This window comes from Pseudomonas monteilii, assembly GCA_001534745.1.
In the GTDB taxonomy this organism is placed as follows: Bacteria; Pseudomonadota; Gammaproteobacteria; order Pseudomonadales; family Pseudomonadaceae; genus Aquipseudomonas; species Aquipseudomonas alabamensis.
This window is the reverse complement of record CP013997.1, coordinates 1,130,922-1,154,167: the sequence shown is the minus strand read 5'-3', so window position 1 is coordinate 1,154,167 and position 23,246 is coordinate 1,130,922. Positions and strand designations below refer to the sequence as shown.

General features: G+C 64.3%; 24 protein-coding genes. 9 read left to right on the top strand and 15 right to left on the bottom strand.

Features of this window, described 5'->3' with window-relative positions; translation table 11 throughout:
* Positions 1-29: 29 nt before the first annotated feature.
* Positions 30-1,928 carry a potassium transporter Kup gene (locus APT63_05165; GenBank protein AMA45068.1) on the bottom strand — a complete coding sequence of 633 codons (1,899 nt, stop codon included), beginning with the start codon at positions 1,926-1,928 and terminating at the stop codon, positions 30-32.
* Between the two features lie 756 nt (positions 1,929-2,684).
* Positions 2,685-2,972: a hypothetical protein gene (locus APT63_05160; GenBank protein ID AMA45067.1), complete on the bottom strand. Its 288-nt coding sequence runs from the start codon at positions 2,970-2,972 to the stop codon at positions 2,685-2,687.
* Between the two features lie 506 nt (positions 2,973-3,478).
* On the opposite strand from APT63_05160, the gene rimO reads away from it, so the two are divergent.
* From rimO to APT63_05135, 5 genes are all read left to right on the top strand, one after another.
* Positions 3,479-4,816 (top strand): ribosomal protein S12 methylthiotransferase RimO, encoded by a 1,338-nt coding sequence (rimO, locus tag APT63_05155; GenBank protein AMA45066.1) that lies wholly within the window; start codon positions 3,479-3,481, stop codon positions 4,814-4,816.
* Positions 4,817-4,870: 54 nt separating this feature from the next.
* On the top strand, positions 4,871-5,323 hold the full coding sequence (locus APT63_05150) for an acetyltransferase (protein ID AMA45065.1): 453 nt from the start codon (positions 4,871-4,873) through the stop codon (positions 5,321-5,323).
* A gap of 78 nt (positions 5,324-5,401) precedes the next feature.
* Positions 5,402-6,112, top strand: a complete 711-nt coding sequence (locus APT63_05145) for an RNA-binding protein (GenBank protein ID AMA45064.1) — start codon at positions 5,402-5,404, stop codon at positions 6,110-6,112.
* A 45-nt stretch (positions 6,113-6,157) separates the two neighbouring features.
* Positions 6,158-6,619, top strand: coding sequence for a hypothetical protein (locus APT63_05140; protein ID AMA45063.1), 462 nt, complete (start codon positions 6,158-6,160; stop codon positions 6,617-6,619).
* Positions 6,620-6,623: 4 nt separating this feature from the next.
* Entirely contained in the window at positions 6,624-7,325 is a 702-nt protein-coding gene (locus APT63_05135) for a tRNA-Thr(GGU) m(6)t(6)A37 methyltransferase TsaA (GenBank protein AMA45062.1), read from the top strand.
* 346 nt (positions 7,326-7,671) lie between these two features.
* Here APT63_05135 and APT63_05130 read toward each other — a convergent pair whose 3' ends face one another.
* Positions 7,672-8,451 carry a ferredoxin--NADP(+) reductase gene (locus APT63_05130; protein ID AMA45061.1) on the bottom strand — a complete coding sequence of 260 codons (780 nt, stop codon included), beginning with the start codon at positions 8,449-8,451 and terminating at the stop codon, positions 7,672-7,674.
* A 119-nt stretch (positions 8,452-8,570) separates the two neighbouring features.
* Between APT63_05130 and APT63_05125 the strand changes: the two genes are divergently transcribed.
* Positions 8,571-9,497: a LysR family transcriptional regulator gene (locus APT63_05125; protein AMA45060.1), complete on the top strand. Its 927-nt coding sequence runs from the start codon at positions 8,571-8,573 to the stop codon at positions 9,495-9,497.
* 3 nt (positions 9,498-9,500) lie between these two features.
* Here APT63_05125 and APT63_05120 read toward each other — a convergent pair whose 3' ends face one another.
* The 3 genes from APT63_05120 to APT63_05110 all read right to left on the bottom strand — a co-directional run bounded on the left by APT63_05120 (position 9,501) and on the right by APT63_05110 (position 11,483).
* The gene (locus APT63_05120; GenBank protein AMA45059.1) at positions 9,501-9,863 is read right to left on the bottom strand and encodes a diacylglycerol kinase; all 363 of its coding nucleotides are present in this window, start codon (positions 9,861-9,863) and stop codon (positions 9,501-9,503) included.
* A gap of 73 nt (positions 9,864-9,936) precedes the next feature.
* A complete protein-coding gene (locus APT63_05115) occupies positions 9,937-10,587 on the bottom strand; it encodes a LuxR family transcriptional regulator (protein ID AMA45058.1) in 651 nt (216 codons plus the stop codon).
* Between the two features lie 185 nt (positions 10,588-10,772).
* On the bottom strand, positions 10,773-11,483 hold the full coding sequence (locus APT63_05110) for a hypothetical protein (GenBank protein ID AMA45057.1): 711 nt from the start codon (positions 11,481-11,483) through the stop codon (positions 10,773-10,775).
* A 201-nt stretch (positions 11,484-11,684) separates the two neighbouring features.
* Between APT63_05110 and APT63_05105 the strand changes: the two genes are divergently transcribed.
* Positions 11,685-12,101 (top strand): hypothetical protein, encoded by a 417-nt coding sequence (locus APT63_05105; protein AMA45056.1) that lies wholly within the window; start codon positions 11,685-11,687, stop codon positions 12,099-12,101.
* Positions 12,102-12,200: 99 nt separating this feature from the next.
* On the opposite strand, the gene APT63_05100 is transcribed toward APT63_05105, so the two are convergent.
* From APT63_05100 to APT63_05090, 3 genes are all read right to left on the bottom strand, one after another.
* Entirely contained in the window at positions 12,201-12,668 is a 468-nt protein-coding gene (locus tag APT63_05100) for a recombinase RecX (GenBank protein ID AMA45055.1), read from the bottom strand.
* Between the two features lie 7 nt (positions 12,669-12,675).
* Complete coding sequence (locus tag APT63_05095) at positions 12,676-13,743, bottom strand: DNA recombination/repair protein RecA (GenBank protein AMA45054.1); 1,068 nt, start codon at positions 13,741-13,743, stop codon at positions 12,676-12,678.
* Between the two features lie 103 nt (positions 13,744-13,846).
* Positions 13,847-14,329: a damage-inducible protein CinA gene (locus tag APT63_05090; protein ID AMA45053.1), complete on the bottom strand. Its 483-nt coding sequence runs from the start codon at positions 14,327-14,329 to the stop codon at positions 13,847-13,849.
* Positions 14,330-14,486: 157 nt separating this feature from the next.
* Here APT63_05090 and APT63_05085 point away from each other — a divergent pair, with 157 nt between their 5' ends.
* Together APT63_05085 and APT63_05080 are read left to right on the top strand one after the other, a co-directional pair.
* Positions 14,487-17,054, top strand: a complete 2,568-nt coding sequence (locus APT63_05085; GenBank protein AMA45052.1) for a DNA mismatch repair protein MutS — start codon at positions 14,487-14,489, stop codon at positions 17,052-17,054.
* Positions 17,055-17,190: 136 nt separating this feature from the next.
* A complete protein-coding gene (locus APT63_05080; GenBank protein ID AMA45051.1) occupies positions 17,191-17,514 on the top strand; it encodes a ferredoxin in 324 nt (107 codons plus the stop codon).
* Positions 17,515-18,165: 651 nt separating this feature from the next.
* On the opposite strand, the gene APT63_05075 is transcribed toward APT63_05080, so the two are convergent.
* From APT63_05075 to ispF, 6 genes are all read right to left on the bottom strand, one after another.
* Positions 18,166-19,173: an RNA polymerase sigma factor RpoS gene (locus tag APT63_05075; protein AMA45050.1), complete on the bottom strand. Its 1,008-nt coding sequence runs from the start codon at positions 19,171-19,173 to the stop codon at positions 18,166-18,168.
* A gap of 104 nt (positions 19,174-19,277) precedes the next feature.
* Positions 19,278-20,126, bottom strand: a complete 849-nt coding sequence (locus APT63_05070) for a peptigoglycan-binding protein LysM (GenBank protein AMA45049.1) — start codon at positions 20,124-20,126, stop codon at positions 19,278-19,280.
* A 171-nt stretch (positions 20,127-20,297) separates the two neighbouring features.
* Complete coding sequence (pcm, locus tag APT63_05065; protein ID AMA45048.1) at positions 20,298-20,972, bottom strand: protein-L-isoaspartate O-methyltransferase; 675 nt, start codon at positions 20,970-20,972, stop codon at positions 20,298-20,300.
* Positions 20,972-21,721 carry a stationary phase survival protein SurE gene (locus tag APT63_05060; GenBank protein AMA45047.1) on the bottom strand — a complete coding sequence of 250 codons (750 nt, stop codon included), beginning with the start codon at positions 21,719-21,721 and terminating at the stop codon, positions 20,972-20,974. The genes pcm and APT63_05060 overlap by 1 nt, the downstream gene beginning before the upstream one ends.
* Positions 21,709-22,767, bottom strand: a complete 1,059-nt coding sequence (locus tag APT63_05055; protein AMA45046.1) for a pseudouridine synthase — start codon at positions 22,765-22,767, stop codon at positions 21,709-21,711. The genes APT63_05060 and APT63_05055 overlap by 13 nt, the downstream gene beginning before the upstream one ends.
* On the bottom strand, positions 22,764-23,237 hold the full coding sequence (gene ispF / locus APT63_05050; protein ID AMA45045.1) for a 2-C-methyl-D-erythritol 2,4-cyclodiphosphate synthase: 474 nt from the start codon (positions 23,235-23,237) through the stop codon (positions 22,764-22,766). The genes APT63_05055 and ispF overlap by 4 nt, the downstream gene beginning before the upstream one ends.
* Positions 23,238-23,246: the final 9 nt, after the last annotated feature.

The window sequence follows — 23,246 nt, the reverse complement described above, 5'->3', positions numbered from 1 at the left end:
CAGGGCCGCTAACCCGGTGGAGATCGGGTTCAGATCTCCACCTGGGTACCCAGCTCGATCACCCGGTTCAACGGCAGCTTGAAGAAACGCAAGGTGCCGTTGGCGTTCTTCAGCAAGAAGGCGAACAGGGTGCCGCGCCAGCGCGCCATGCCCTGCAGACGGGACACCACCACCGTTTCACGGCTGAGGAAGTAGGTGGTGCGCATGGGGCTGAAGTCCAGGTCGTCCCGCTGACACAGCGCCAGCGCTGCCGGCACGTCAGGCTCGTCCATGAACCCGTAATGCAGCAGCACACGGAAGAAGCCGTTGCCATGGGCCAGCACCTCGAAGCGCTCGGCCTCCGGTACCCGCGGACGGTCCTCGCTGATCACCGTCAGCAGCACCACCTGATGGTGCAACACCTGGTTGTGCAACAGGTTGTGCAGCAGGGCGTGGGGCACGGCATCGGCGCGGGCGGTCAGGAACACGGCGGTGCCCTCGACGCGGTGCGGCGGTTGCACGGCGATGCTGCTGATGAACACCTGCAGGGGCAGCGAGCCTTCATCGATGCGTTCGACGAGAATCTGCCGCCCGCGCTTCCAGGTGCTCATCAGCACGAACAGCACGATCCCGGCGATCACCGGGAACGCGCCACCTTGCAGCACCTTGGGCAGGTTGGCGGCGAAGAACAGCCCATCGACCACCAGAAAGCCGAGCAGCACAGGCACCGCCAGCAGCGGTGGCCACTTCCACAGCAACAGCATCACCACCGCCACCAGCAGTGTGGTCATCAGCATGGTGCCGGTCACGGCGACGCCGTAGGCAGCGGCCAAGGCGCCGGACGATTCGAAGCCCAAGACCAGCAGCACCACGCCCACCATCAGGGTCCAGTTCACCGCACCGATGTAGATCTGCCCCTGCTCGGCGCTGGACGTGTGCTGCACCTGCATGCGTGGGATATAGCCCAGCTGGATGGCTTGCTGGGTCAAGGAGAACGCACCCGAGATCACTGCCTGCGAAGCGATCACCGTCGCCAGCGTCGCCAGGCCGATCAACGGCAGCAGGGCCCAGGACGGCGCCAGCAGGTAGAACGGGTTGCGTGCGGCCTCCGGGTTCTGCAGCAACAGGGCGCCCTGGCCGAAATAGTTGAGCACCAGCGCCGGCAGCACCAGCAGGAACCAGGCGCGGGCGATCGGCTTGCGGCCGAAGTGGCCCATGTCGGCGTACAGCGCCTCGGCACCGGTCAAGGCCAGCACCACCGCCCCCAGGATGGCCACGCCCATGCCCGGGTGGACCACGAAGAACCGCACCGCCCAGGCCGGGTTCACGGCCTTGAGCACTTCCGGGCTCTGCAGGATGCCATGGATGCCCAGTGCGCCGAGCACCACGAACCACAGCACCATGACAGGCCCGAACAAGGTGCCGATCTTGGCGGTGCCATGCTTCTGCACGACGAACAGCGCCACCAGCACCACCAGCGAGATCGGCACGACCCAGTGATCGATGCCGTCGAAGGCCAGCCCCATGCCCTCCACCGCCGAGAGCACCGAGACGGCCGGGGTGATCATGCTGTCGCCGTAGAACAGCGAGGCGCCCACCAGGCCACACCCGACCATCAGCATGCGCAGGCGCGGGTACGGCGCTGCGGCGCGACGGGCCAGCGCCGTCAGCGCCATGGTGCCACCCTCGCCCTGGTTATCGGCGCGCAGGATGAACAGGATGTACTTGATCGACACCACCCAGATCAGCGACCAAAAGATCAGCGCCAGGATGCCCAGCACCCCGTCATGGTTGACGGCCACGCCATAGCCACCGGAGAACACCTCCTTGAGCGTGTAGAGCGGACTGGTACCGATATCGCCATAGACCACACCCACCGCCGCCACCAACAGGCTGACCGAACGCGTGATGCCCTGCCCGCCTTCGGCAGAGCTGCTTGCCTGAACCATCGACTGCTCCTACTGATGGCCTGCGAGGCCGAGATGACAGGTTGCCACCGGTCGGACCTTACCGGATCGGCACAGCTGCACGGCGAATGCCGAGAGCCTCTTGGGCCCTACCGAGCCAATGGCGCGAAGCATAGCGTAACGTCTGCCAGAACGGTTAGCCGCCTGGTCGTAGACACGATAGCGCCCTCTCGAATGACCCTTTGGCGATTTCCAGCCAATCGGGCGTTCGGCTTTCACGACAGCGACACACCTATCAAGAGCGGACTTACGCAGTGTGTCATCGCAGGGGGAGCATCATCGTCATGGGAGCAAGATCAGGACACGGTACGAATCCACCATGCTTTGCATAGTACGTGGCAAGTCGTTCGGTCAATGGATGCACGATCAACGCGGTGGATCCGATCATTTCAGAGGCGATCAGACTTCGTTCGACCGCATCTGCGAGCAATGCCAGCGATAAGCCATGACCTGCAGCGGAGGCTGTCACGCCCATACGACCTAAGACGGTAACAGGTAATGGATCTGGTGCATTACGGCGGATCTTGGCGGTAGCGCCGTATCGGCGATCAACCGCGCTGTTGGAAAGCGTGTAATACGCCGCTACATTACAGGTGCCCTTGAAGCACACAACGTAGACCACTGTGTGCCTGGCAGCCTGGGCCTTCAATGCTCTGTGGCGCAGAAACTCGTTGATCGACAGTTCACCGCAATCGAACTCAGAAACCACATGATGCTCGGCCAATTTCTCCGGAGGCGTCAGCTCCAAGGTTTCGGTCTTGCAAGCAGTCTTTTGACGCATTCGTTACTCTTGATGGGATGTGCATCGAGCGCTTTCTCGAAGCGGTCAAACGCCTCCTCGCTAAGCACAAAAAGCTTACGGTCCACAATGACCTCTTCAGCGCGCCGACAGGCCGCATCAAGAATAAAGCTGGTCCGATCAACGCTGAGAATCTCAGCTGCCGCATCAATAAGGTCCCGTCGCTTTGGATCAGCCCTCATATTGATGGACACAGGCTTTACGCCTGTAGGTGTGACTCGCTCCATGGCTATGACTCCGATCGTTTGTGAAGCAATCAATTATCCCTGTTCGTTTTCACCTGGAAACAGCCGCGTTTTCCAGACGTTTCCATGACGGCGTCTTCTGCCATATGTAGCTATAAAGGTAGGCCGAGCCACAGGTTACTCACATAGAGCAGCTGGACCTGGTTACGCAGAGCGCCGCCTGCTCCATGGCTCAACACATGAGACAATAGCATGATGTGTAGCTATAGAATACACGTATAGCCGGTTGCTACACACATCTCTCCGATGCGGATGATATCGAATGAAAGCTGCTACCCCACAGAATTTGTTCTGAATCTCTGGTCATGCACGGTCACTCGACACATGCAGCTCTTTTACCGCACACACGCACGCTCGTCGTATTTCCGCTGGTCAAGCGCCCCCGTGATCGCTAGAATTGCGCACTTTTTGATCAGAGGCGCCAGAAGCGCCCGTCAAGCTCGTCCCCGATTCCGGCGGACGACCTGCATTCAATACCGAGGTTAGCCATGTCCACCACGCCTGCATCTTCCATCCCGAAGGTCGGATTCGTCTCGCTGGGTTGCCCGAAAGCGCTGGTCGATTCCGAGCGCATCCTCACGCAACTGCGCATGGAAGGCTACGAAGTCGTGCCGACCTACGAAGACGCCGACGTGGTGGTGGTCAACACCTGCGGCTTCATCGACAGCGCCAAGGCCGAGTCGCTGGAAGTCATCGGCGAAGCCATCAAGGAAAACGGCAAGGTCATCGTCACCGGCTGCATGGGCGTCGAGGAAGGCAACATCCGTGACGTGCACCCGAGCGTGCTCTCGGTCAGCGGTCCGCAGCAGTACGAGCAGGTGGTCAATGCGGTGCACGAGGTGGTGCCGCCGCGCCAGGATCACAACCCGCTGATCGACCTGGTGCCGCCCCAGGGCGTCAAGCTGACCCCGCGTCACTACGCGTACCTGAAGATCTCCGAGGGCTGCAACCACAGCTGCAGCTTCTGCATCATCCCGTCGATGCGCGGCAAGCTGGTCAGCCGCCCGGTCGGCGAGGTGCTGAGCGAGGCCGAGCGCCTGGTCAAGGCCGGCGTCAAAGAGCTTCTGGTGATCTCCCAGGACACCAGCGCCTACGGTGTGGACGTGCGCTACAAGACCGACTTCTGGAACGGCCGCCCGGTCAAGACGCGTCTGTTCGAGCTGTGCGAAGCCTTGAGCACGCTGGGCGCCTGGGTGCGCCTGCACTACGTCTACCCGTACCCGAACGTCGACGACGTGATCCCGCTGATGGCCGCCGGCAAGATCCTGCCGTACCTGGACATCCCGTTCCAGCACGCCAGCCCCAAGGTGCTCAAGTCGATGAAGCGCCCGGCGTTCGAAGACCGCACCCTGACGCGCATCAAGCAGTGGCGTGAACAGTGCCCGGAGCTGGTGATCCGTTCGACCTTCATCGTCGGCTTCCCAGGCGAAACCGAAGAGGACTTCCAGTACCTGCTGGACTGGCTGACCGAGGCGCAGCTGGACCGCGTCGGCTGCTTCCAGTACTCGCCGGTCGAAGGCGCACCGGCCAACGAGCTGGGCCTGGACGAAGTACCCGATGCCATCAAGCAGGATCGCTGGGACCGCTTCATGGCGCATCAGCAGGCCATCAGCGCGGCACGCCTGCAGCAGCGCATCGGCCGGGAAATCGACGTGCTGATCGACGAAGTGGAAACCGAAGGTTCGGTCGGCCGCAGCTTCTTCGACGCGCCGGAAATCGATGGCAGCGTGTTCATCGATGGTGATCACGGCTTCAAGCCCGGCGACACGGTACGCTGCCGCGTGGTCGATGCCGACGAGTACGACCTGTGGGCCGAGCCCATCTGAAGCTTGCCCGATACCAGGCCGCTCCGTGTGGGCGGCCTGCACGCACCGACAAGGATGACACGCATGCTGACGCTCGACACGCCTACCGTGGCGGACTACCCGGCGCTCATGGCGCTTTGGGAGGCGTCGGTTCGCGCCACCCATGACTTCCTGCCCGAGCCTTACCTGCTGATCCTGCGCGATCATGTGCTGCCCAAGTACCTGCCTGCCGTCACCCTGGTGGGCTGCAAGGATCAGGCGGGCCATTTCCTGGGTTTCGCCGGTGTCGCCCAGCAGCGCCTGGACATGCTGTTCGTCGCCCCTGCCTACCATGGCCAAGGGATCGGTACGCGCCTGCTCAGCCATGCCGTCGATGTGCTGGGTGTGCGCACGCTGGACGTCAACGAACAGAACCCCCAGGCACTGGGCTTCTATCGGCGCCATGGTTTCGAGGTCACTGGGCGTGCCGAGACCGATGGCCTGGGTCAGCCCTACCCGCTCCTGCACCTGCGCCTGATCGATCGATAGGCACGCAGATAGCGGCCATCGAAGGGGCTTGGGCAGGTACAATGCGGGTCTTATTTCCTGTCTTGCGAAACACCGACCATGAGTGAACCCGTTCGTCTCTCCAAATGCCTCATCGCGCAGCTTGGCTGCTCCCGCCGCGAGGCCGAACTGTTCATCGAAGGTGGCTGGGTCACGGTCGATGGCGTGGTCATCGAGCAGCCGCAATTCAAGATCGAGCAACAGCGTGTCGAGTTGCTGCCGGGCGCCAAGGCCGAGCCTCTGGCACCGGTCACCCTGCTGCTGAACCAGCCTGCCGGGCAGTGGCTCGAGGAAGCGCGCGCCAGCATCACCATGGCCAGCCTGGGCACCACGCAACCGAGCGACATCCGCCCGCTGCACGGTCACTTCGCCCGACAGGAATGCGTGGCCGCCCTGCCCCCTGGTGCCAGCGGCCTGCAGGTCTTCACCCAGGACTGGCGCACCAAGCGCAAGATCGAGGCGGACCTGCGCAAGCTGGAACAGGAGTTCATCATCGAGGTGCGCGGCTCGGCGACGCCCCAGGCGCTGGAACGCCTGGCACGCGGCCTGGTGCGCGACGGCCGCGAGTTGCCCAAGGCCAAGGCCAGCTGGCAGAACGAGACCCACCTGCGCCTGGCGATCAAGGCCCCTCAGCCGGGCACGATCGGCGAGCTGTGCAGCGCGCTGAAGCTCGAGATCGTCAGCCTGCGCCGTATCCGCCTGGGGGGCGTGCCCATGGGCAAGCTGCCGGTCGGGCAGTGGCGGTATGTCGGCAGCCACGAACGTTTCTAGTCTCGAAGACCGCACCACGGTGCGGCACCTGAACAGGATTGACCCATGAATCACAACGATGTACTGCGCAGCGTGCGCTACATGATCAAGGCCAACGACGCGCAGATGGTCAAGATCTTCGCGCTGTCCGGTCTGACGCTGTCCACGGCCCAGGTCGCCGGCTACCTCAAGAAAGAAGAGGAAGAAGGCTTCGTGCAGTGCCCCGACAAGGTCATGGCGCACTTTCTCGACGGCCTGGTGACGCACCGCCGTGGTCGCGACGAGAGCCGCCCGGCACAGCCGCTCGAGCTGCCGGTGACCAACAACACGGTGCTCAAGAAACTGCGGGTGGCGTTCGAGCTCAAGGAGGACGACCTGCACGCCGTGCTCAAGTCGGTGAACTTCCCGGTGTCCAAGCCGGAACTCAGTGCGTTGTTCCGCAAGGTCGGGCACGACAACTACCGCCCGTGTGGCGACCAGTTGCTGCGCAACTTCCTCAAGGGCCTGACCCTGCGCGTGCGTGGCTGATCCCATGCAGCACAGCGTCTCGCCCGTGGGCTACGTGCGCTCCTGCTTCAAGGAGAAGTTCGCCATCCCCCGCCAACCGCACCTGGCGCCCGCCGCTCGGGGTGTGCTGGAGCTGGTCCCGCCCTTCGACCAGGGCGAGGCGGTGGCGGGCCTGGAACAGGTCAGTCACGTCTGGCTGTTGTTCCTGTTCCACCAGGCACTGGAGGACACGCCCCGGCTGAAAGTCCGCCCGCCTCGGCTGGGCGGCAACAAGAGCATGGGCGTGTTCGCCACCCGCGCCACGCATCGGCCCAACGGCATCGGCCAGTCGGTGGTCAGGCTGGAGGCCGTGGAGCCGGGACGGCTATTGCTGTCCGGGATCGACCTGCTGGACGGCACGCCCGTGCTGGACATCAAGCCCTACGTGCCTTATGCCGACAGCGTCGCTGGGGCCTGCAACCACATGGCCAGCGAGGCGCCGGCACGCATCGTCGTCGAGTGGCACGACACGGCCTTGGACCAGGCCCAGCAGCACGGGTTGCGTCTGGGCGAACCGTTGATGGCCCTGATCGAACAGTGCCTGGCACAGGATCCGCGCCCGGCCTACCAGAAGCCGCCTGCCGAACGTGTGTATGGCGTGAAGTTCTGGGATGTACAGGTGCGCTGGCACTACCCGGAGCCGGGACGCATCGTGGTGCTGAACGTGGAGCGCGATCACGGGGCGTGATCGTTTTGAGCACTGCTCACGCTGCAGGCGGCGCCTGGGCGGGCGCCATCGCTGGCAAGCCAGCTCCCACATAGGGCCAGTGAGGGCTGCCAATTTGTGTCAGTGACGGGGACTTGTGACACGTTGTCCAGGGCCGATGGCGGCACCTGGGCGGCTGCACAAGGCGTGTGCCATCTGCTGCAGCCGTTGGCCCTGGATGAGCCTTTGTGGGAGCGGGCTTGCCCGCGATGGCGGCGGCAGCTTCAGCGCACTGCCGGCAGGCCTGCCGGGTTCAGCGAGGTCGGCCTGCTGGTGGCAAGCCAACCTTGTACGTCAATGCGCCTGGCCAGCGGCCAGGCGGCTGGCATCACTTCTCGACGAAGGCGCGCTCGATCAGGTAGTCACCTGGGTCGCGCATGCGAGCGGAGACCTTCAGGCCGAAGCTGTCGAGCACTTCGCTGGTCTCGTCGAGCATGCTCGGGCTGCCGCAGATCATGGCGCGGTCGTCCTGCGGGTTGATCGGAGGCAGACCGATGTCGCTGAACAGCTTGCCGCTGCGCATCAGGTCGGTCAGACGGCCCTGGTTCTCGAACGGCTCGCGGGTCACGGTGGGGTAGTAGATCAGCTTCTCGCGCACGGCGTCGCCGAAGAACTCGTTCTGCGGCAGGTGCTCGGTGATGAACTCGCGGTAGGCGACTTCGTTCACGTAGCGCACACCATGGACCAGAATCACCTTCTCGAAGCGCTCGTAGGTCTCAGGGTCCTGGATGACGCTCATGAACGGCGCCAGGCCCGTGCCGGTGCTCAGCAGGTACAGGTGCTTGCCCGGGTTCAGGTCGTCGAGCACCAAGGTGCCGGTGGGCTTCTTGCTGATGATGATCTCGTCGCCTTCCTTCAGGTGCTGCAGCTGCGAGGTCAGCGGGCCGTCCGGCACCTTGATGCTGAAGAACTCCAGGTGCTCTTCCCAGTTGGGCGACGCGATGGAGTAGGCACGCATGAGCGGACGGCCGCTTTCCTGCTGCAGGCCGATCATCACGAACTGACCGTTCTCGAAGCGCAGCCCCGGGTCGCGGGTGCACTTGAAGCTGAACAGGGTGTCGTTCCAGTGGTGCACACTGAGGACACGTTCGTGGTTCATGTTGCTCATCGATGGGGCTCCTGAAAAAAGACGCAACGCTATTCACAGCGCTCTTGCGCGCTAGTGTAGTGGGAGTGAGAATATCTGGAAAATCAATTATCAAGATATGTGTTATTGGTTATATAGATATGCGATTCACGCTGCGTCAACTGCAAGTCTTCGTCGCCGTCGCCCAGCACCAGAGTGTGTCACGGGCAGCCGGCCTGCTGGCGCTGTCTCAATCGGCGGCCAGCACCTCCATCACCGAACTGGAGCGGCAGACCAGCTGCCAGCTGTTCGATCGTGCAGGCAAACGCCTGAGCCTCAACGCGCTGGGTCATCAGCTCTTGCCCCAGGCCGTCGCCCTGCTCGACCAGGCCAAGGAGATCGAAGACCTGCTCGGCGGCAAGTCCGGCTTCGGGGCCTTGTCGGTCGGCGCCACGCTGACCATCGGCAATTACCTGGCGACCCTGCTGATCGGCAGCTTCATGCAGGGCCACCCGGAAAGCCAGGTGAAGCTGCACGTGCAGAACACCGCCCACATCGTGCAACAAGTGGCGCACTACGAGATCGACCTGGGGCTGATCGAAGGCGACTGCAATCATCCCGACCTCGAGGTGCAGCCCTGGGTCGCGGATGAGCTGGTGGTGTTCTGCGCCCCGCAACACCCTTTGGCCGGCGTCGGCAAGGCCACTCTGGACACCCTGTGTGGTGAGGCCTGGATCTTGCGCGAACAGGGCTCGGGCACGCGACTGACCTTCGATCAGGCCATGCGTCACCACCGTGCCCACCTCGACATTCGCCTGGAGCTGGAACACACCGAGGCCATCAAGCGTGCCGTGGAGTCAGGGCTGGGGATCGGCTGCATTTCCCGGCTGGCGCTGCGCGACGCCTTCCGGCGTGGCAGCCTGGTGCCCGTCGAAACCCCCGAGCTGGACCTGGCCCGGCAGTTCTACTTCATCTGGCATAAGCAGAAGTACCAGACCTCGGCCATGCGCGAGTTCCTCGAACTGTGCCGCACCTTCACCGCCGGCGTGCGGCGCAGCGACGAAATCGTGCTGCCATCGATCGCCTGACACTCAGAGCAGGATGATGCCCCAGACCAGGGCGATCGCCGTCAATGCCACCAGTTGCGCGGCGCTACCCATGTCCTTGGCGTTCTTCGACAACGGATGGCGCTCCAGGGAGATCCGGTCGATGGCGGCCTCCACGGCGGAATTGAGCAGCTCCACGACCAGCCCCAGCAGGCAGACGGCGACCAGGATCGCGCGCTCGGCGCGGCTGACCGGCAGCCAGAAGGCCAGCGGTACCAGGATGACGTTGAGCAGGACGAGCTGGCGAAACGCAGCTTCGCCCAGAAAGGCGGCGCGCAGGCCGTCGAAGGAATAGCCTGCAGCGTTGACGATGCGTTTCAGGCCCGTGCGGCCTTTGAATGGCGACATGAAGAGCTACTGTACCGTGAAAGGGCCCGCATTCTACTGCGAGCACGAACGAGAAAGGAGGCCTGTCGGCGCTTCAATGCGTGGCGACTGATTCCAGTTGTTGCAGCAACAGGGCTGCCTGGGTCCGCGTGCGCACGCCCAGCTTGCGGAAGATCGCGGTCACGTGCGCCTTGATGGTGGCTTCCGACACGTTCAACTCGTAGGCGATCTGCTTGTTCAGCAGGCCTTCGCAGACCATGGTCAATACGCGGAACTGCTGGGGGGTGAGGCTTGCCAGCCCTTCGCTGGCGGCCTTGGCTTCGGCGGACACGTCGACCTTGTCGAAGGCCTGGGGCGGCCACCAGGCGTCACCGTCCAGCACCTGCTGCACGGCGTTCTGGATCACGTCGAGGGTACTGGACTTGGGGATGAACCCACTGGCCCCGAATTCGCGGGACTTGACCACCACGGCTGCCTCTTCCTGAGCCGACACCATCACCACCGGAATCTGCGGATACTGACCCCGCAGCAGCACCAGGCCGGAGAACCCATAGGCGCCGGGCATGTTCAGGTCCAGCAGCACCAGGTCCCAGTCGGCCTTTTCCGCCAGGTGCGTTTCGAGTTCGGCGATGCTCGCCACCTCGACCAGGCGCACGTCGGGCCCAAGCCCCAAGGTGACGGCTTGGCGCAACGCGCTACGGAACAGCGGGTGATCGTCGGCTATCAGGATGTCGTAGGTGGCCATCGGTTCATGGATCCTGTGGTGTGCCGGCAGCGACGTCGCGCAGCAGGCGGGCGAATCGGTGCGTGACGCACAGTACGGGTGGCAGGTCGAGCGGCCTGGGCCACTCGCGTCGGGGAGCGGCGCCAAGCATGCCCAGCGCGCCCGGGACGGTCAAGCCAAAGCCGGCTTCAAGGTCGACGACGCGGTCAGAGAAAAGCGCTCAGTTGCTGGTGCGCCGTATCCTGCGGGTCGATCGCCCGGTGCTGCTTGGCGCTCAGGTAATGGATGCTGAAGACGTCCAGGTAGGCATCCAGCGCCCGGGCCGCCTGGGTGTCGCCTGCCAACTCCAGGCACATCGCGGCCACCTCTGCAGTGCAGAAATGATCGTCGCGCTTGGAGCGGCGCAGCCGGTAGCGCGACATCTGTTCGGCTTCCAGGCTCAGCACGGGAAAACGCTCCAGGTACGGGCTCTTGCGGAACATCTTGCGCGCCTCGGTCCAGGTGGCGTCGAGCAGGATGAACAGCGGCCGTTTGCCGGGCACCGTGCCCACCTCGGTCACGACACGTTCGGGCGCCACGAACTCACCTGGAAAGACGATGTAGGGCTGCCACTGCGGGTGGTCGAGCAAGGCCAGCAGGCGCTCGTCGACCTCGGTGCGCTGCCAGCCGAAAGCCGAGGTGTCTTCGATCACGTCGGCGATCAGCCAGCCGGTGTTGCTGGGCTTCAACGGCTCGGTGTCGTGCATGACCAGGCACATGCCCGCCTGCGCGTCGACGCGCGGCGTCCACTGGCACAGACAATGGCTGTGGATGACGCGGCACTCGGCACAGCGTGGCGCACGAGATCCGCGTGCGATGAACGGCTTGCTGCTGCGGGCCAGGCGTTCGGCACGCAGTCGGGCGACGGCATGGCTCATGGTTGAGCGACCGGCGAGGAAACGATGATGAACACGAGAAAGACTCGGGAGCGGCGAAAGGACCGACAGTCTACCAGAGGTCGACGGTTTGCCGCGTCGCACGAGCGATCCGCCGTGCCGGCTTGTATACTCCGAGCCGTCAGCACGGAACACCCTGGCGTGACACCTGTCAAAGCGCCAGTCAACGAACAGGAGAGATGCATGCTACGCCTTATTGTCCCGACCCTGAGCCTGGCGCTTGCGCTGCCCCTGGCCGCTGAAGCCGCCTCCAAGCAGGAGTACGAACTCTCCCAGATGCTGAACAAGGTTGCCCAGGAAAGCAGCGTCGGCACGCCGCGCGCCATCAACGAAGACATCCTCGACCAGGGCTACACCGTCGAAGGCAATCAGTTGATCAACCACCTGAGCGTGCGCACCAGCCATGCGGCCGAAATGCGCTCCAACCCCGACAAGGTGCGCGACCAGCTCGGTAACAGCGTCTGCCATAACCCGGGGTTCCGCCAGCTGATGGCCAAAGGTGCCGTGCTGCGCTATGACTTCACCGAATACAAGACCAACCGCCCCATCGATCAGCAGGTGTTCAACGCTGCGACCTGTGCCGGTGGCAAGAAGAAGTAAGGCCTTGTGGAATGGATCGGCACGTGTTGCCACGTGACCGAAGAGGCTTACTGAACGACGGCTACCCTGCTCCGCCGAACGGCGGTCAGGGTAGAGCGATCACTCGTCCAGGTCCCGGCCGCTGAGCAGACGACCGATCATGTCCATGGAAAATCCCCGATACGCCAGAAAGCGCATCTGTTGAGCCCGGCGCTTGGGCTCGGTAGGCCGCTCGCCTGCGAACTTGCGCTGCCAGACATCGCGCAACCGCGCCGCCCAATCGACACCGCTGTCGCGCAGGGCCTGCTCCACATCACCTCTGTCCAACCCACGCTGACCCAGATCCTCGCGAATCCGCGCAGGACCATAACCGGCGTTGGCTCGGTAAGAGATGAAATGCTCGAGGTAGCGTGCTTCGCTCAACAGACCTTCCTCGGCCAGCCGATCGAGCGCAGGCTCGATCAACTCGTCCGGGGCGCCGCGCTGACGCAGCTTGCGTGTCAGCTCGACACGCCCGTGCTCGCGTCGCGCGAGCAGGTCCATGGCCGTCCGCCGCACCGCGACGGGGGTATCGAGTACGGCGGACATGGGCCGATCAGTTACCGGCGTCGGCGTCAGCGACGTCGTCAGCGCTAGCTTCGGCCGCCGCTGCCTTGCCGGCCGCCGCGACCGCACCTGCGTTGAGCAGCTTGTCGCGGATCAGCTTGTCGAGCTCGGCGCCAACGGCCTCGTTCTCTTGCAGGTACTTGGCGGCGTTCGCCTTGCCCTGGCCGATCTTGCTGCCCTTGTAGCTGTACCAGGCACCGGACTTCTCCACGAACCCGTGGGCCACGCCCAGGTCGATGATCTCGCCGTTGCGGTAGATGCCCTTGCCGTAGAGGATCTGGAACTCGGCCTGGCGGAACGGTGGCGAGACCTTGTTCTTGACGATCTTGACGCGGGTTTCGCTGCCCACGACCTCGTCGCCCTCTTTCACCGCGCCGGTACGGCGGATGTCGAGACGCACGGAGGCGTAGAACTTCAGCGCGTTACCACCGGTGGTGGTTTCCGGGCTGCCGAACATCACGCCGATCTTCATGCGGATCTGGTTGATGAAGATCACCAGGCAGTTGGCGTTCTTGATGTTACCGGTGATCTTGCGCAACGCCTGGGACATCAGTCGAGCCTGCAGGCCGACGTGCATGTCGCCCATCTCGCCTTCGATCTCGGCCTTGGGCACCAGCGCGGCCACGGAGTCGACGATGATCACGTCGACGGCGTTGGAGCGCACCAGCATGTCGGTGATTTCCAGGGCCTGCTCACCGGTGTCGGGCTGCGAGACCAGCAGGTCGTCGACATTGACGCCCAGCTTGCCGGCGTACTCGGGATCCAGCGCGTGCTCGGCGTCGACGAAAGCGCAGGTGGCGCCGCTCTTCTGGGCTTCGGCGATGACCGACAGGGTCAGGGTCGTCTTGCCCGACGATTCCGGACCGTAGATTTCCACGATACGGCCCTTCGGCAGACCGCCGATGCCCAGTGCGATGTCCAGCCCCAGCGAGCCGGTGGAAATGGCCGGAATGGCCTGACGCTCATGGTCACCCATGCGCATGACCGCGCCTTTGCCAAACTGACGTTCGATCTGACCCAGGGCCGCAGCCAAGGCGCGCTTCTTGTTGTCGTCCATTGAAATCCTCACGTGATCGACAAGGCCCTGACGGCCTCAATACCTGTATAAGTAGCCAGTATTATTCCACAGGGTGAGGCTTCCGCCTACCCCTGCGTGCAATTTACTCTGCACCAAGACGTAACAGCCCTTCGAGCGCCGCGACCACGGTCTGCTCACGCACCGCCTGTCGGTCGCCGTCGAACTGACGCCTGACGCTGTGTACCTGCTCGCCGTCCGCCCAGGCCAGCCACACCATCCCTACCGGCTTGGCAGGCGAACCGCCGCCCGGGCCGGCCACGCCGCTGACCGCGACGCTGAAACGCGCACCGCTGCCGACCTGGGCGCCCCGGGCCATGGCCTCGACGACCGCCTGACTGACCGCGCCCACGGTCTCGAACAACGTGGCGGGCACGCCCAGCTGCAGGGTTTTCTGCCGGTTCGAATACGTCACATAGCCGGCTTCGAACCAGGCGGAACTGCCCGCCACGCGGGTGATGGCCTCGGCGATGCCGCCGCCGGTGCACGACTCGGCCGTGCTTACTTGGGCACCGAGACGGGTCAGATGTTCACCCAGATGCTGGGACAGGACGGTGATGGCGGTCATGGCGGCTCCTTGTGTGAGAAGACTCACCTTAGCATCGATACCGGCCTGGCCTGTCCAGGCGTCGACCGGGCGAGCCGGGGGCGGCATCGCCTGGCGAAACCCTGTAGTATTGGACGATCCGCTTCTGTCTAATTGACGCACCGTTTCAAGGCCTTGAATGTCCGACCTTTCTCACCATACCCCGATGATGCAGCAGTACTGGAAGCTCAAGAACCAGCATCCAGACCAGTTGATGTTCTACCGCATGGGCGACTTCTACGAGATCTTCTACGAAGACGCCAAGCGCGCAGCCAAACTGCTGGACATCACCCTGACCGCCCGTGGCCAGTCCGCCGGGCAATCGATCCCGATGTGCGGCATCCCCTTCCACTCTGCCGAAGGCTACCTGGCCAAGCTGGTCAAGCTCGGCGAGTCGGTGGTCATCTGCGAGCAGATCGGCGATCCGGCCACCAGCAAGGGGCCGGTCGAGCGCCAGGTGGTGCGCATCATCACCCCCGGCACCATCAGCGACGAAGCCCTGCTCGACGAGCGCCGCGACAACCTGATCGCCGCGGTGCTGGGCGATGAGCGCCTGTTCGGTCTGGCCGTGCTGGACATCACCAGCGGCAACTTCACCGTGCAGGAGCTCAAAGGCTGGGAAAACCTGCTGGCCGAACTGGAGCGCATCAACCCGGTGGAACTGCTGATCCCCGACGACTGGCCCCAGAGCCTGCCGGCGGAGAAGCGCCGTGGCTGTCGGCGCCGGGCACCGTGGGACTTCGACCGCGATACCGCGCGCAAGAGCCTGTGCCAGCAGTTCGCGACCCAGGACCTCAAGGGCTTCGGCTGCCACAAGCTGACCCTGGCCATCGGCGCGGCCGGCTGCCTGCTGGCCTACGCCAAGGAAACCCAGCGCACCGCCCTGCCGCACCTGCGCAGCCTGCGTCATGAGCGCCTGGACGACACGGTCATCCTCGACGGCGCCAGTCGGCGCAACCTGGAGCTGGACGTCAACCTGGCCGGCGGGCGTGACAACACGCTGCAGTCGGTCATCGACCGCTGCCAGACCGCCATGGGCAGTCGCCTGCTGACCCGCTGGCTGAACCGCCCCCTGCGCGACCTGAAGATCCTGCAGGCGCGCCAGGGCTCGATCCGCTGCCTGCTCGACGGCTACCGCTTCGAGAAGCTCCAGCCGCAACTCAAGGACATCGGCGACATCGAGCGCATCCTGGCGCGCATCGGCCTGCGCAATGCCCGCCCACGGGATCTGGCCCGCCTGCGCGACGCGCTGGCCGCCCTGCCCGAGCTGCACAACGCCATGGCCGAGCTGGAAGCGCCGCACCTGGCGCGTCTGGCCGCCATCGCCGGCACCTACCCGGAGCTCGCCAACCTCCTCGAGCGCGCGATCATCGACAACCCGCCGGCGGTGATCCGCGACGGCGGCGTGCTCAAGCTCGGCTACGACGCCGAGCTGGACGAGCTGCTGTCGATGAGCGAGAACGCCGGCCAGTTCCTGATCGACCTGGAAACGCGCGAGCGGGCCCGCACCGGCCTGTCCAACCTGAAAGTCGGCTACAACCGGGTCCACGGCTACTATATCGAGCTGCCGACCCGCCAGGCCGAACAGGCGCCTGGCGACTACATCCGACGCCAGACCCTCAAGGGCGCTGAGCGCTTCATCACGCCCGAGCTCAAGGCGTTCGAGGACAAGGCGCTGTCGGCCAAGAGCCGGGCCCTGGCGCGCGAGAAGATGCTCTACGACGCGCTGCTGGAAACTTTGATCGGCCACCTGGCCCCGCTGCAGGACACCGCGGCGGCGCTGGCCGAACTCGACGTCCTGAGCAACCTGGCCGAGCGCGCCCTGACCCTCGACCTGAACTGCCCGCAGTTCGTCGACACCCCTTGCCTGCGCATCGAGCAGGGCCGTCACCCGGTCGTCGAACAGGTGCTGACCACGCCGTTCGTGGCCAACGACCTGACCCTGGACGACAGCACGCGGATGCTGATCATCACCGGCCCGAACATGGGCGGTAAATCCACGTACATGCGCCAGACCGCGCTGATCGTGCTCATGGCGCACATCGGCAGTTTCGTACCGGCCGTTCGCTGCGAGCTGTCGCTGGTCGATCGCATCTTCACGCGGATCGGCTCCAGCGATGACCTGGCCGGCGGCCGCTCGACCTTCATGGTCGAGATGAGCGAAACCGCCAACATCCTGCACAACGCCACTGACCGCAGCCTGGTGCTGATGGACGAAGTCGGCCGTGGCACCAGCACCTTCGATGGCCTGTCGCTGGCTTGGGCCGCCGCCGAACGCCTGGCCGAACTGCGCGCCTACACGCTGTTCGCCACCCACTACTTCGAACTGACGGTGCTGCCGGACAGCCAGCCACTGGTGGCCAACGTGCACCTGAAGGCCACCGAGCACAACGAGCGCATCGTGTTCCTGCACCATGTCCTGCCGGGGCCGGCGAGCCAGAGCTATGGCCTGGCCGTGGCGCAGCTGGCGGGCGTGCCTGGTGCGGTCATCGCCCGTGCGCGAGAGCACCTGGGCAGGCTGGAAACCGCCAGCTTGCCGCAGGAACCTCCGGCGACACCGTCGCATCCAACGGCAGCGCCTCACCAGAGCGATCTGTTCGCCAGCCTGCCGCACCCGGCCATGGATCGGCTCGGTGGCCTGGACCTGGACAACATGACGCCGCGCCAAGCGATCGAAACGCTATATCAACTTAAGAACCTGTTATAACGCGTGCCGTAACAAGCTGTTAGAATCCCGCGCGGTTCGCCAGCGCCACACGCCCAGCCTGACGTGTGGCCTCTTTCGCGAACCGCGCTGCCCTGTATCGGGGGTACGCTGCCGTTGCCTGAGGAGAAAATTAGAAATGACCTTCGTCGTCACCGACAACTGCATCAAGTGCAAGTACACCGACTGTGTAGAGGTCTGCCCGGTGGACTGCTTCTACGAAGGTCCGAACTTCCTGGTCATTCATCCAGACGAATGCATCGACTGTGCACTGTGCGAACCGGAATGCCCGGCTCAAGCCATCTTCTCGGAAGACGAGATCCCGGCTGGCATGGAGAACTTCATCGAGCTGAACGCCGAACTGGCGGAGATCTGGCCGAACATCACCGAGAAGAAGGACGAACTGCCGGAAGCCAAGGAATTCGACGGCACGCCTGGCAAGATCCAGTACCTGGCGCGTTGATGCCCCCGGCATGACCCTCCAGCACCCCGTCGCCTTGCGCGAGGGGGCTGGCGTCGGGCCTGTTCCGGGCCCTATCGCCTTCGACGCTTTTTCGAGCGCAAAAAAAGGGGCGGTTGCCCGCCCACTTTTCGTCCCTGGTCCCTGTATTCCTTGTCATCGTCCTGATGAATCGCGTCCTGCGATGTCCTGGTCATCGTCCGTGTCGACCGTGCCGCGTCCGTGGGCACAGTTCGAATACTAGCGGTTTCCCCGCGCCGAACAAGCGCAATACCTCTCAAATCAATTCAGCCAAACCTTAAGTTACAGTTATAAAACTGCTTTGAAATCAATGGCTTGAAATTATCCAACAGCTGCAATCGCTAACTGTTTACTGTTGTTCCTGCTGTTGGCTTACCTTTCTTGTGAGCAATGTCCTACAGAGGAAGTCATACCACAGGCAGCACGCGCCTGCTTCCGGCTGAAGGTGCCAGGCCCAGGCTCGTCGTTGCCCTGGCCCGCCCGAACGACAGGGCATGAAAAAGCCGCCCTGGCCAGCGCGATGGTCGATCCATCACACGTGCCAGGGCGGCTGTTCGCGAGCGCCCATTGCCCTGTCCTGATGTGCCCAAGCGCCAATTTACCGCCCTTCAGGCGGCATGGCACCTGTGCGGCCTAACGGAACAACGACTCGCTGGAGAGCCCGTTCTTTTCCAGGATCTCGCGCAGGCGCTTGAGCCCTTCGACCTGGATCTGCCGTACCCGCTCGCGGGTCAGACCGATCTCCAGCCCGACGTCTTCCAGGGTGCTGCTTTCATGCCCGCGCAGGCCAAAGCGTCGAATCACCACCTCCCGCTGCTTGTCGGTCAGCTCGCCCAGCCATTGGTCGATGCTCTGGGAGAGATCGTCGTCCTGCAGCAGCTCGAACGGGTCGGTGGGACGATCGTCGGTCAGCGTGTCGAGCAGGGTCTTGTCAGAGTCCGGCCCCAGGGAAACGTCCACCGAGGATACCCGCTCGTTCAGCCCGAGCATGCGCTTGACCTCGGCCACCGGTTTTTCCAGCAGCGCGGCGATCTCTTCCGGCGAGGGTTCGTGATCGAGTTTCTGGGTCAGTTCACGGGCTGCCCGCAGGTAGACGTTGAGCTCCTTGACCACATGAATGGGCAGACGGATGGTGCGCGTCTGGTTCATGATGGCGCGCTCGATGGTCTGGCGGATCCACCACGTGGCGTAGGTGGAGAATCGGAACCCCCGCTCCGGGTCGAATTTTTCCACGGCGCGGATCAGCCCGAGATTGCCCTCTTCGATCAGGTCCAGCAGCGACAGCCCGCGGTTGACGTAGCGGCGAGCGATCTTCACCACCAGGCGCAGGTTGCTTTCGATCATGCGCTTGCGGCCAGCCGGATCACCCTTCTGCGACAGACGCGCGAAGTGCACTTCCTCCTCGGGCGACAGCAGGGGCGAAAAACCGATCTCGTTGAGGTACAGCTGGGTGGCATCCAGTGCGCGCGTGTAGTCGATGTACTTGTGCTGTTTGGATGAAGCGCCCTGCCTGGCCTTTGTCCGAACCGGGGAAGCAGCAGGTTCGTCCGACACCTCTTCCGTTTCCAACACGACGTCCGCTTCCATGATGAGCAGGTCGCCGTCGATGTCAAACTCCGGCACTTCTTTGCTGAGAGCCATTGTTATAGTCCTTTGCTGAGTTCGAACTCAGACTCGAGCGTCACCTTTTTCCCTGGCGGCGCTTGAGCCTGTCCCTTTACGCAAGAACAGGCTGGATGCAGTCATCAGCGGCGTGGCAGAAACTGGAGCGGATCGACGGGTTTGCCTTGACGACGAATTTCAAAGTGCAGCTTTACCCGATCAGCGCCCGTGGACCCCATTTCAGCGATCGTTTGCCCTGCCTTGACGGTTTGCCCCTCCCGAACCAACAGCCTGCGGTTGTGACCGTAGGCACTCACGTAGGTATCGCTGTGCTTGATGATGATCAGTTCGCCGTAGCCCCTCAATCCACTACCGGCGTACACCACTGACCCATTGGACGCAGCAAAAACAGGCTGTCCCAAATCACCTGCGATATCAATGCCTTTATTCAAACTGCCGTTTGAAGCGAATTTGCCGATGACCACCCCGTTGGCAGGCCACATCCAGCCCCCGGCCGATACCTCGGCCGCAGGGACTTTCGTCACCGTGGTGCTGCTGCCGCTCGACGCGGTGGTGGTGGTCGTCTGTGCCACGGCAGGTGTGGTGCCGACCACGCGTCGCGTCACCGTGGTCTTGCTCGACGAGGACGGACTCGAGACCACCGTGGTGCTGCCGGAGGAGCCGCTGCTGAAGCGGATGGTCTGGCCAGGATGAATGGTGTAGGGCGCGCCGATGCCGTTGCGCGCCGCCAGCTCCTTGTAGTCCCAGCCATAGCGGAAGGCGATGGAATACAGGGTGTCGCCCGGCCTGACCTTGTACTGACCGGAAGTCACGGCCTGGCGCTTGGGCGCGCTGGCATTGCGGTCGACCACGCTCGCGCTGTTGGAACCCGAACTGGAGCAACCGGTCAGCAGAGCCCCCAGCGCCAATACGATCGGCAACAGCAGGTTGCCGGTCCACGCCTTGCGCTGCTCAATGATTGTATGCCCCACCCGCCGCTTCCTCTCGTCTGACGATCTTGATCGCAAAGTTGTCTTCCATGGCCGAGTCGAATTGCCGCGATGCCCAGTGCTGGACGCGCTGTGCGCCACCGTCGCGGCACCGCCTGATAGACAGGGCAATGACCGCGGAATTCGTCGACCGTGCAAAAAATCCGTCGTGCTTCAGGCCAACGGGCCGTTCAGCAATGGCACGAAGCGTACCGTACCGAGCACCCGCCGGGAAAATCCGTGGTCCTCGCGCACGATGAGCATCAGGTGCTGGGGCTCGCCGGCCATGCCGACCGGGATCACCAGCCGCCCACCGGGCGCCAGCTGATCGAGCAGCGCCTGAGGCACCTGGGGCGCCACCGCCGTGACGATGATGCCGTTGTAGGGAGCCAGCGCCGGCCACCCCTCGCAGCCGTCGCCCCAGCGAAACACCACGTTGCGCAGGGTCAGTTGCTGCAGCCGCTCCTTGGCGCGGTCCTGCAGGCTCTGGATGCGCTCGACCGAGAACACCCGCTCGACCAGTTGCGCGAGAATGGCTGTCTGGTAGCCCGAGCCGGTACCGATCTCGAGCACCTTGTCCAGGGGGCCGGCTTCGAGCAGCAGCTCGCTCATGTGCGCGACCATGTACGGCTGCGAGATGGTCTGGTTGTGGCCGATGGGCAGGGCGGTGTCTTCGTAGGCGCGGTGCGCCAGGGCTTCGTCCACGAACAGGTGCCGGGGCGTCTGACGGATCGCGTCGAGCACCTGCGGGTTGGACACGCCCTCCTCGCCCAGACGCTGGATCAGACGCTCGCGGGTGCGCTGCGAGGTCATGCCGATGCCGTGGTACTGGTCGTTTTCCCGACGCATTACAGCACCCCCTCCAGCCAGCCATCCAGGCTCTCGAATGCCTCGTTGAAGGTCCGGTCCAGGCGCAGTGGCGTGATCGAGACATACCCTTGCATCACCGCATGGAAGTCCGTTCCCGGACCGCCGTCCTCGGCATCCCCGGCCACGGCGATCCAGTAGCCTTCCTTGCCACGCGGGTTGACCACCTTGGTGGGCGCGGCGGCGCGGGCGCGATGGCCCAGGCGGGTCAGCTGAAGGCCGCGGATGCGCTCGAGCGGCAGGTTCGGGATGTTGACGTTGAGCACGGTACGCGGTGGCAGCTGCAGGCGCGCCTGCGCCTCGATCAGCCGCCGGGCGATGTACGCGGCGGTCGGCAGGTTGTCCGGCTGGCGCGACACCAGGGAGAAGGCCCACGACGTGCCGCCGAGAAAACGCCCTTCCAGGGCCGCGGCCACGGTCCCCGAGTACAGCACATCGTCGCCCAGGTTGGCGCCCAGGTTGATGCCCGAGACGACCATGTCCGGCGTCTGCGGCAGCAGTCCGTTGAGCCCCAGGTGCACACAGTCGGTCGGCGTACCGTTGAGGCTGATGAAGCCGTTGCCCAGGACCGTGGGATGCAAGGGACGATCCAGCGTCAGCGAGCTGCCGGCACCGCTCTTGTCCTGGTCCGGGGCGATGACCACGCACTCGGCGTGGTCGGCCAGTGCCGCATGCAGCGCGGCGATGCCCGGTGCGGTGACACCGTCATCATTGGAAATCAGAATACGCATGGGCTTTCCAAAGGCCCTGCCGGCAGCAGATCGACGAGTTCGCGTACCAGAACGGTGGCGAAGCATCCAGCCGGCAGGACGAATTCCAGTTGCAGGGTATCAGGCTCGGGATAATGCCATGTCAGCGCGCCAATAGGGAGCCGGAGCACACGCCGCTCCTGCTTCAGGCCAGCGCTCGCCAGCCAGCGGCAGAGGGCCGCATGACGTGCGCCGATCGCGCGCTCCCGTGCGCCGGGCGCCCCGTCGGTGGCCGGCTCGCCTTCACCCCACAACGGGCCGGTCGGGTGCAGGTCGAGCAGCGCCAGGCGCGGATCTTCACAGGTCTGTGCATCGGCGGGGAAAAAGCTGCGGCTGTCGGTGAACGCCAGCAGGTCGCCCACGATCGCGTGCTGCCAGTCGCCGGCCTGGACGCGCTCGGCCAGCACCTGGTTGAACAGGAAGCTGCGCGCACTGGAGAGCAGACGCGAGCGGGTGTTGCGCTGCTCCGGCAGAGCGCCCCGTTCGGCCCAGGCCTGGGCGTCCTGTACGTTGCCACCGGCATGCCCGAAACGTTGCGCGCCAAAATAGTTGGGTACGCCGCGCCGAGCGATCTGCTCCAGGCGGGCGTCCAGGGCCGCATGATCGGCCTGAAGTGCGGTGAGACGCAGGGTGAAACCATTGGCCGAATGGGCGCCACGTTGCAGCTTGCGTGAGTGCCGCGTTTGCGTGAGGACCCGCAGGGTCTCGTCCTGGGCACGCGTGAGGTCCGGGTCGGCCTTGCCCGGCAGGTGCAGGCTGAACCACTGACGGGTCAGCGCCTGGCGATCCTTGAGCCCGGCGTAGCTGATGGCCCGTACCGGAACGCCGGCGGCACGCGCCAGGCGACGCGCGGCTTCTTCGGTGTTCAGGTCACGCTTTTCCACCCACAGCCACAGGTGCTCGCCCTGCCCACTCAAGGGAAGGTCGAGCACTTCATCGACCTGGAAGTCTTCGGCCACCGCCTTGAGCACGGCCGTGCCGAGCGCTTCGCCATAGGCCCGAGGGCCCAGCAGTTGCGGCTCGTTCATGCGGGCAGCAACAAGGCGACCGCATGCACGGCGATCCCTTCCTCACGGCCTGTGAAACCGAGTTTCTCGGTGGTGGTGGCCTTGACGTTGACCTGGTCGACCTGCACGCCGAGGTCTTCGGCGATCAGGGCACGCATGCGCTCGATGTGCGGCGCCATTTTCGGCGCCTGGGCGACGATGGTGGCGTCGACGTTGCCGACCTGCCAGCCCTTGGCCCGCACGAGGCTGACCACATGGCGCAGCAGCACGCGGCTGTCGGCCCCCTTGAACTGCGGATCGGTGTCCGGGAAATGCTTGCCGATGTCGCCCAACGCGGCCGCGCCGAGCAGTGCATCGCTCAAGGCGTGCAGCAGCACGTCGCCATCGGAGTGGGCCAGCAGGCCGCGGGTGTGGGCGATCTGCAACCCACCCAGGGTAATGAACGCACCGTCGGTGAAGCGGTGCACATCGTAGCCATGGCCAATACGCATAGAAAAACG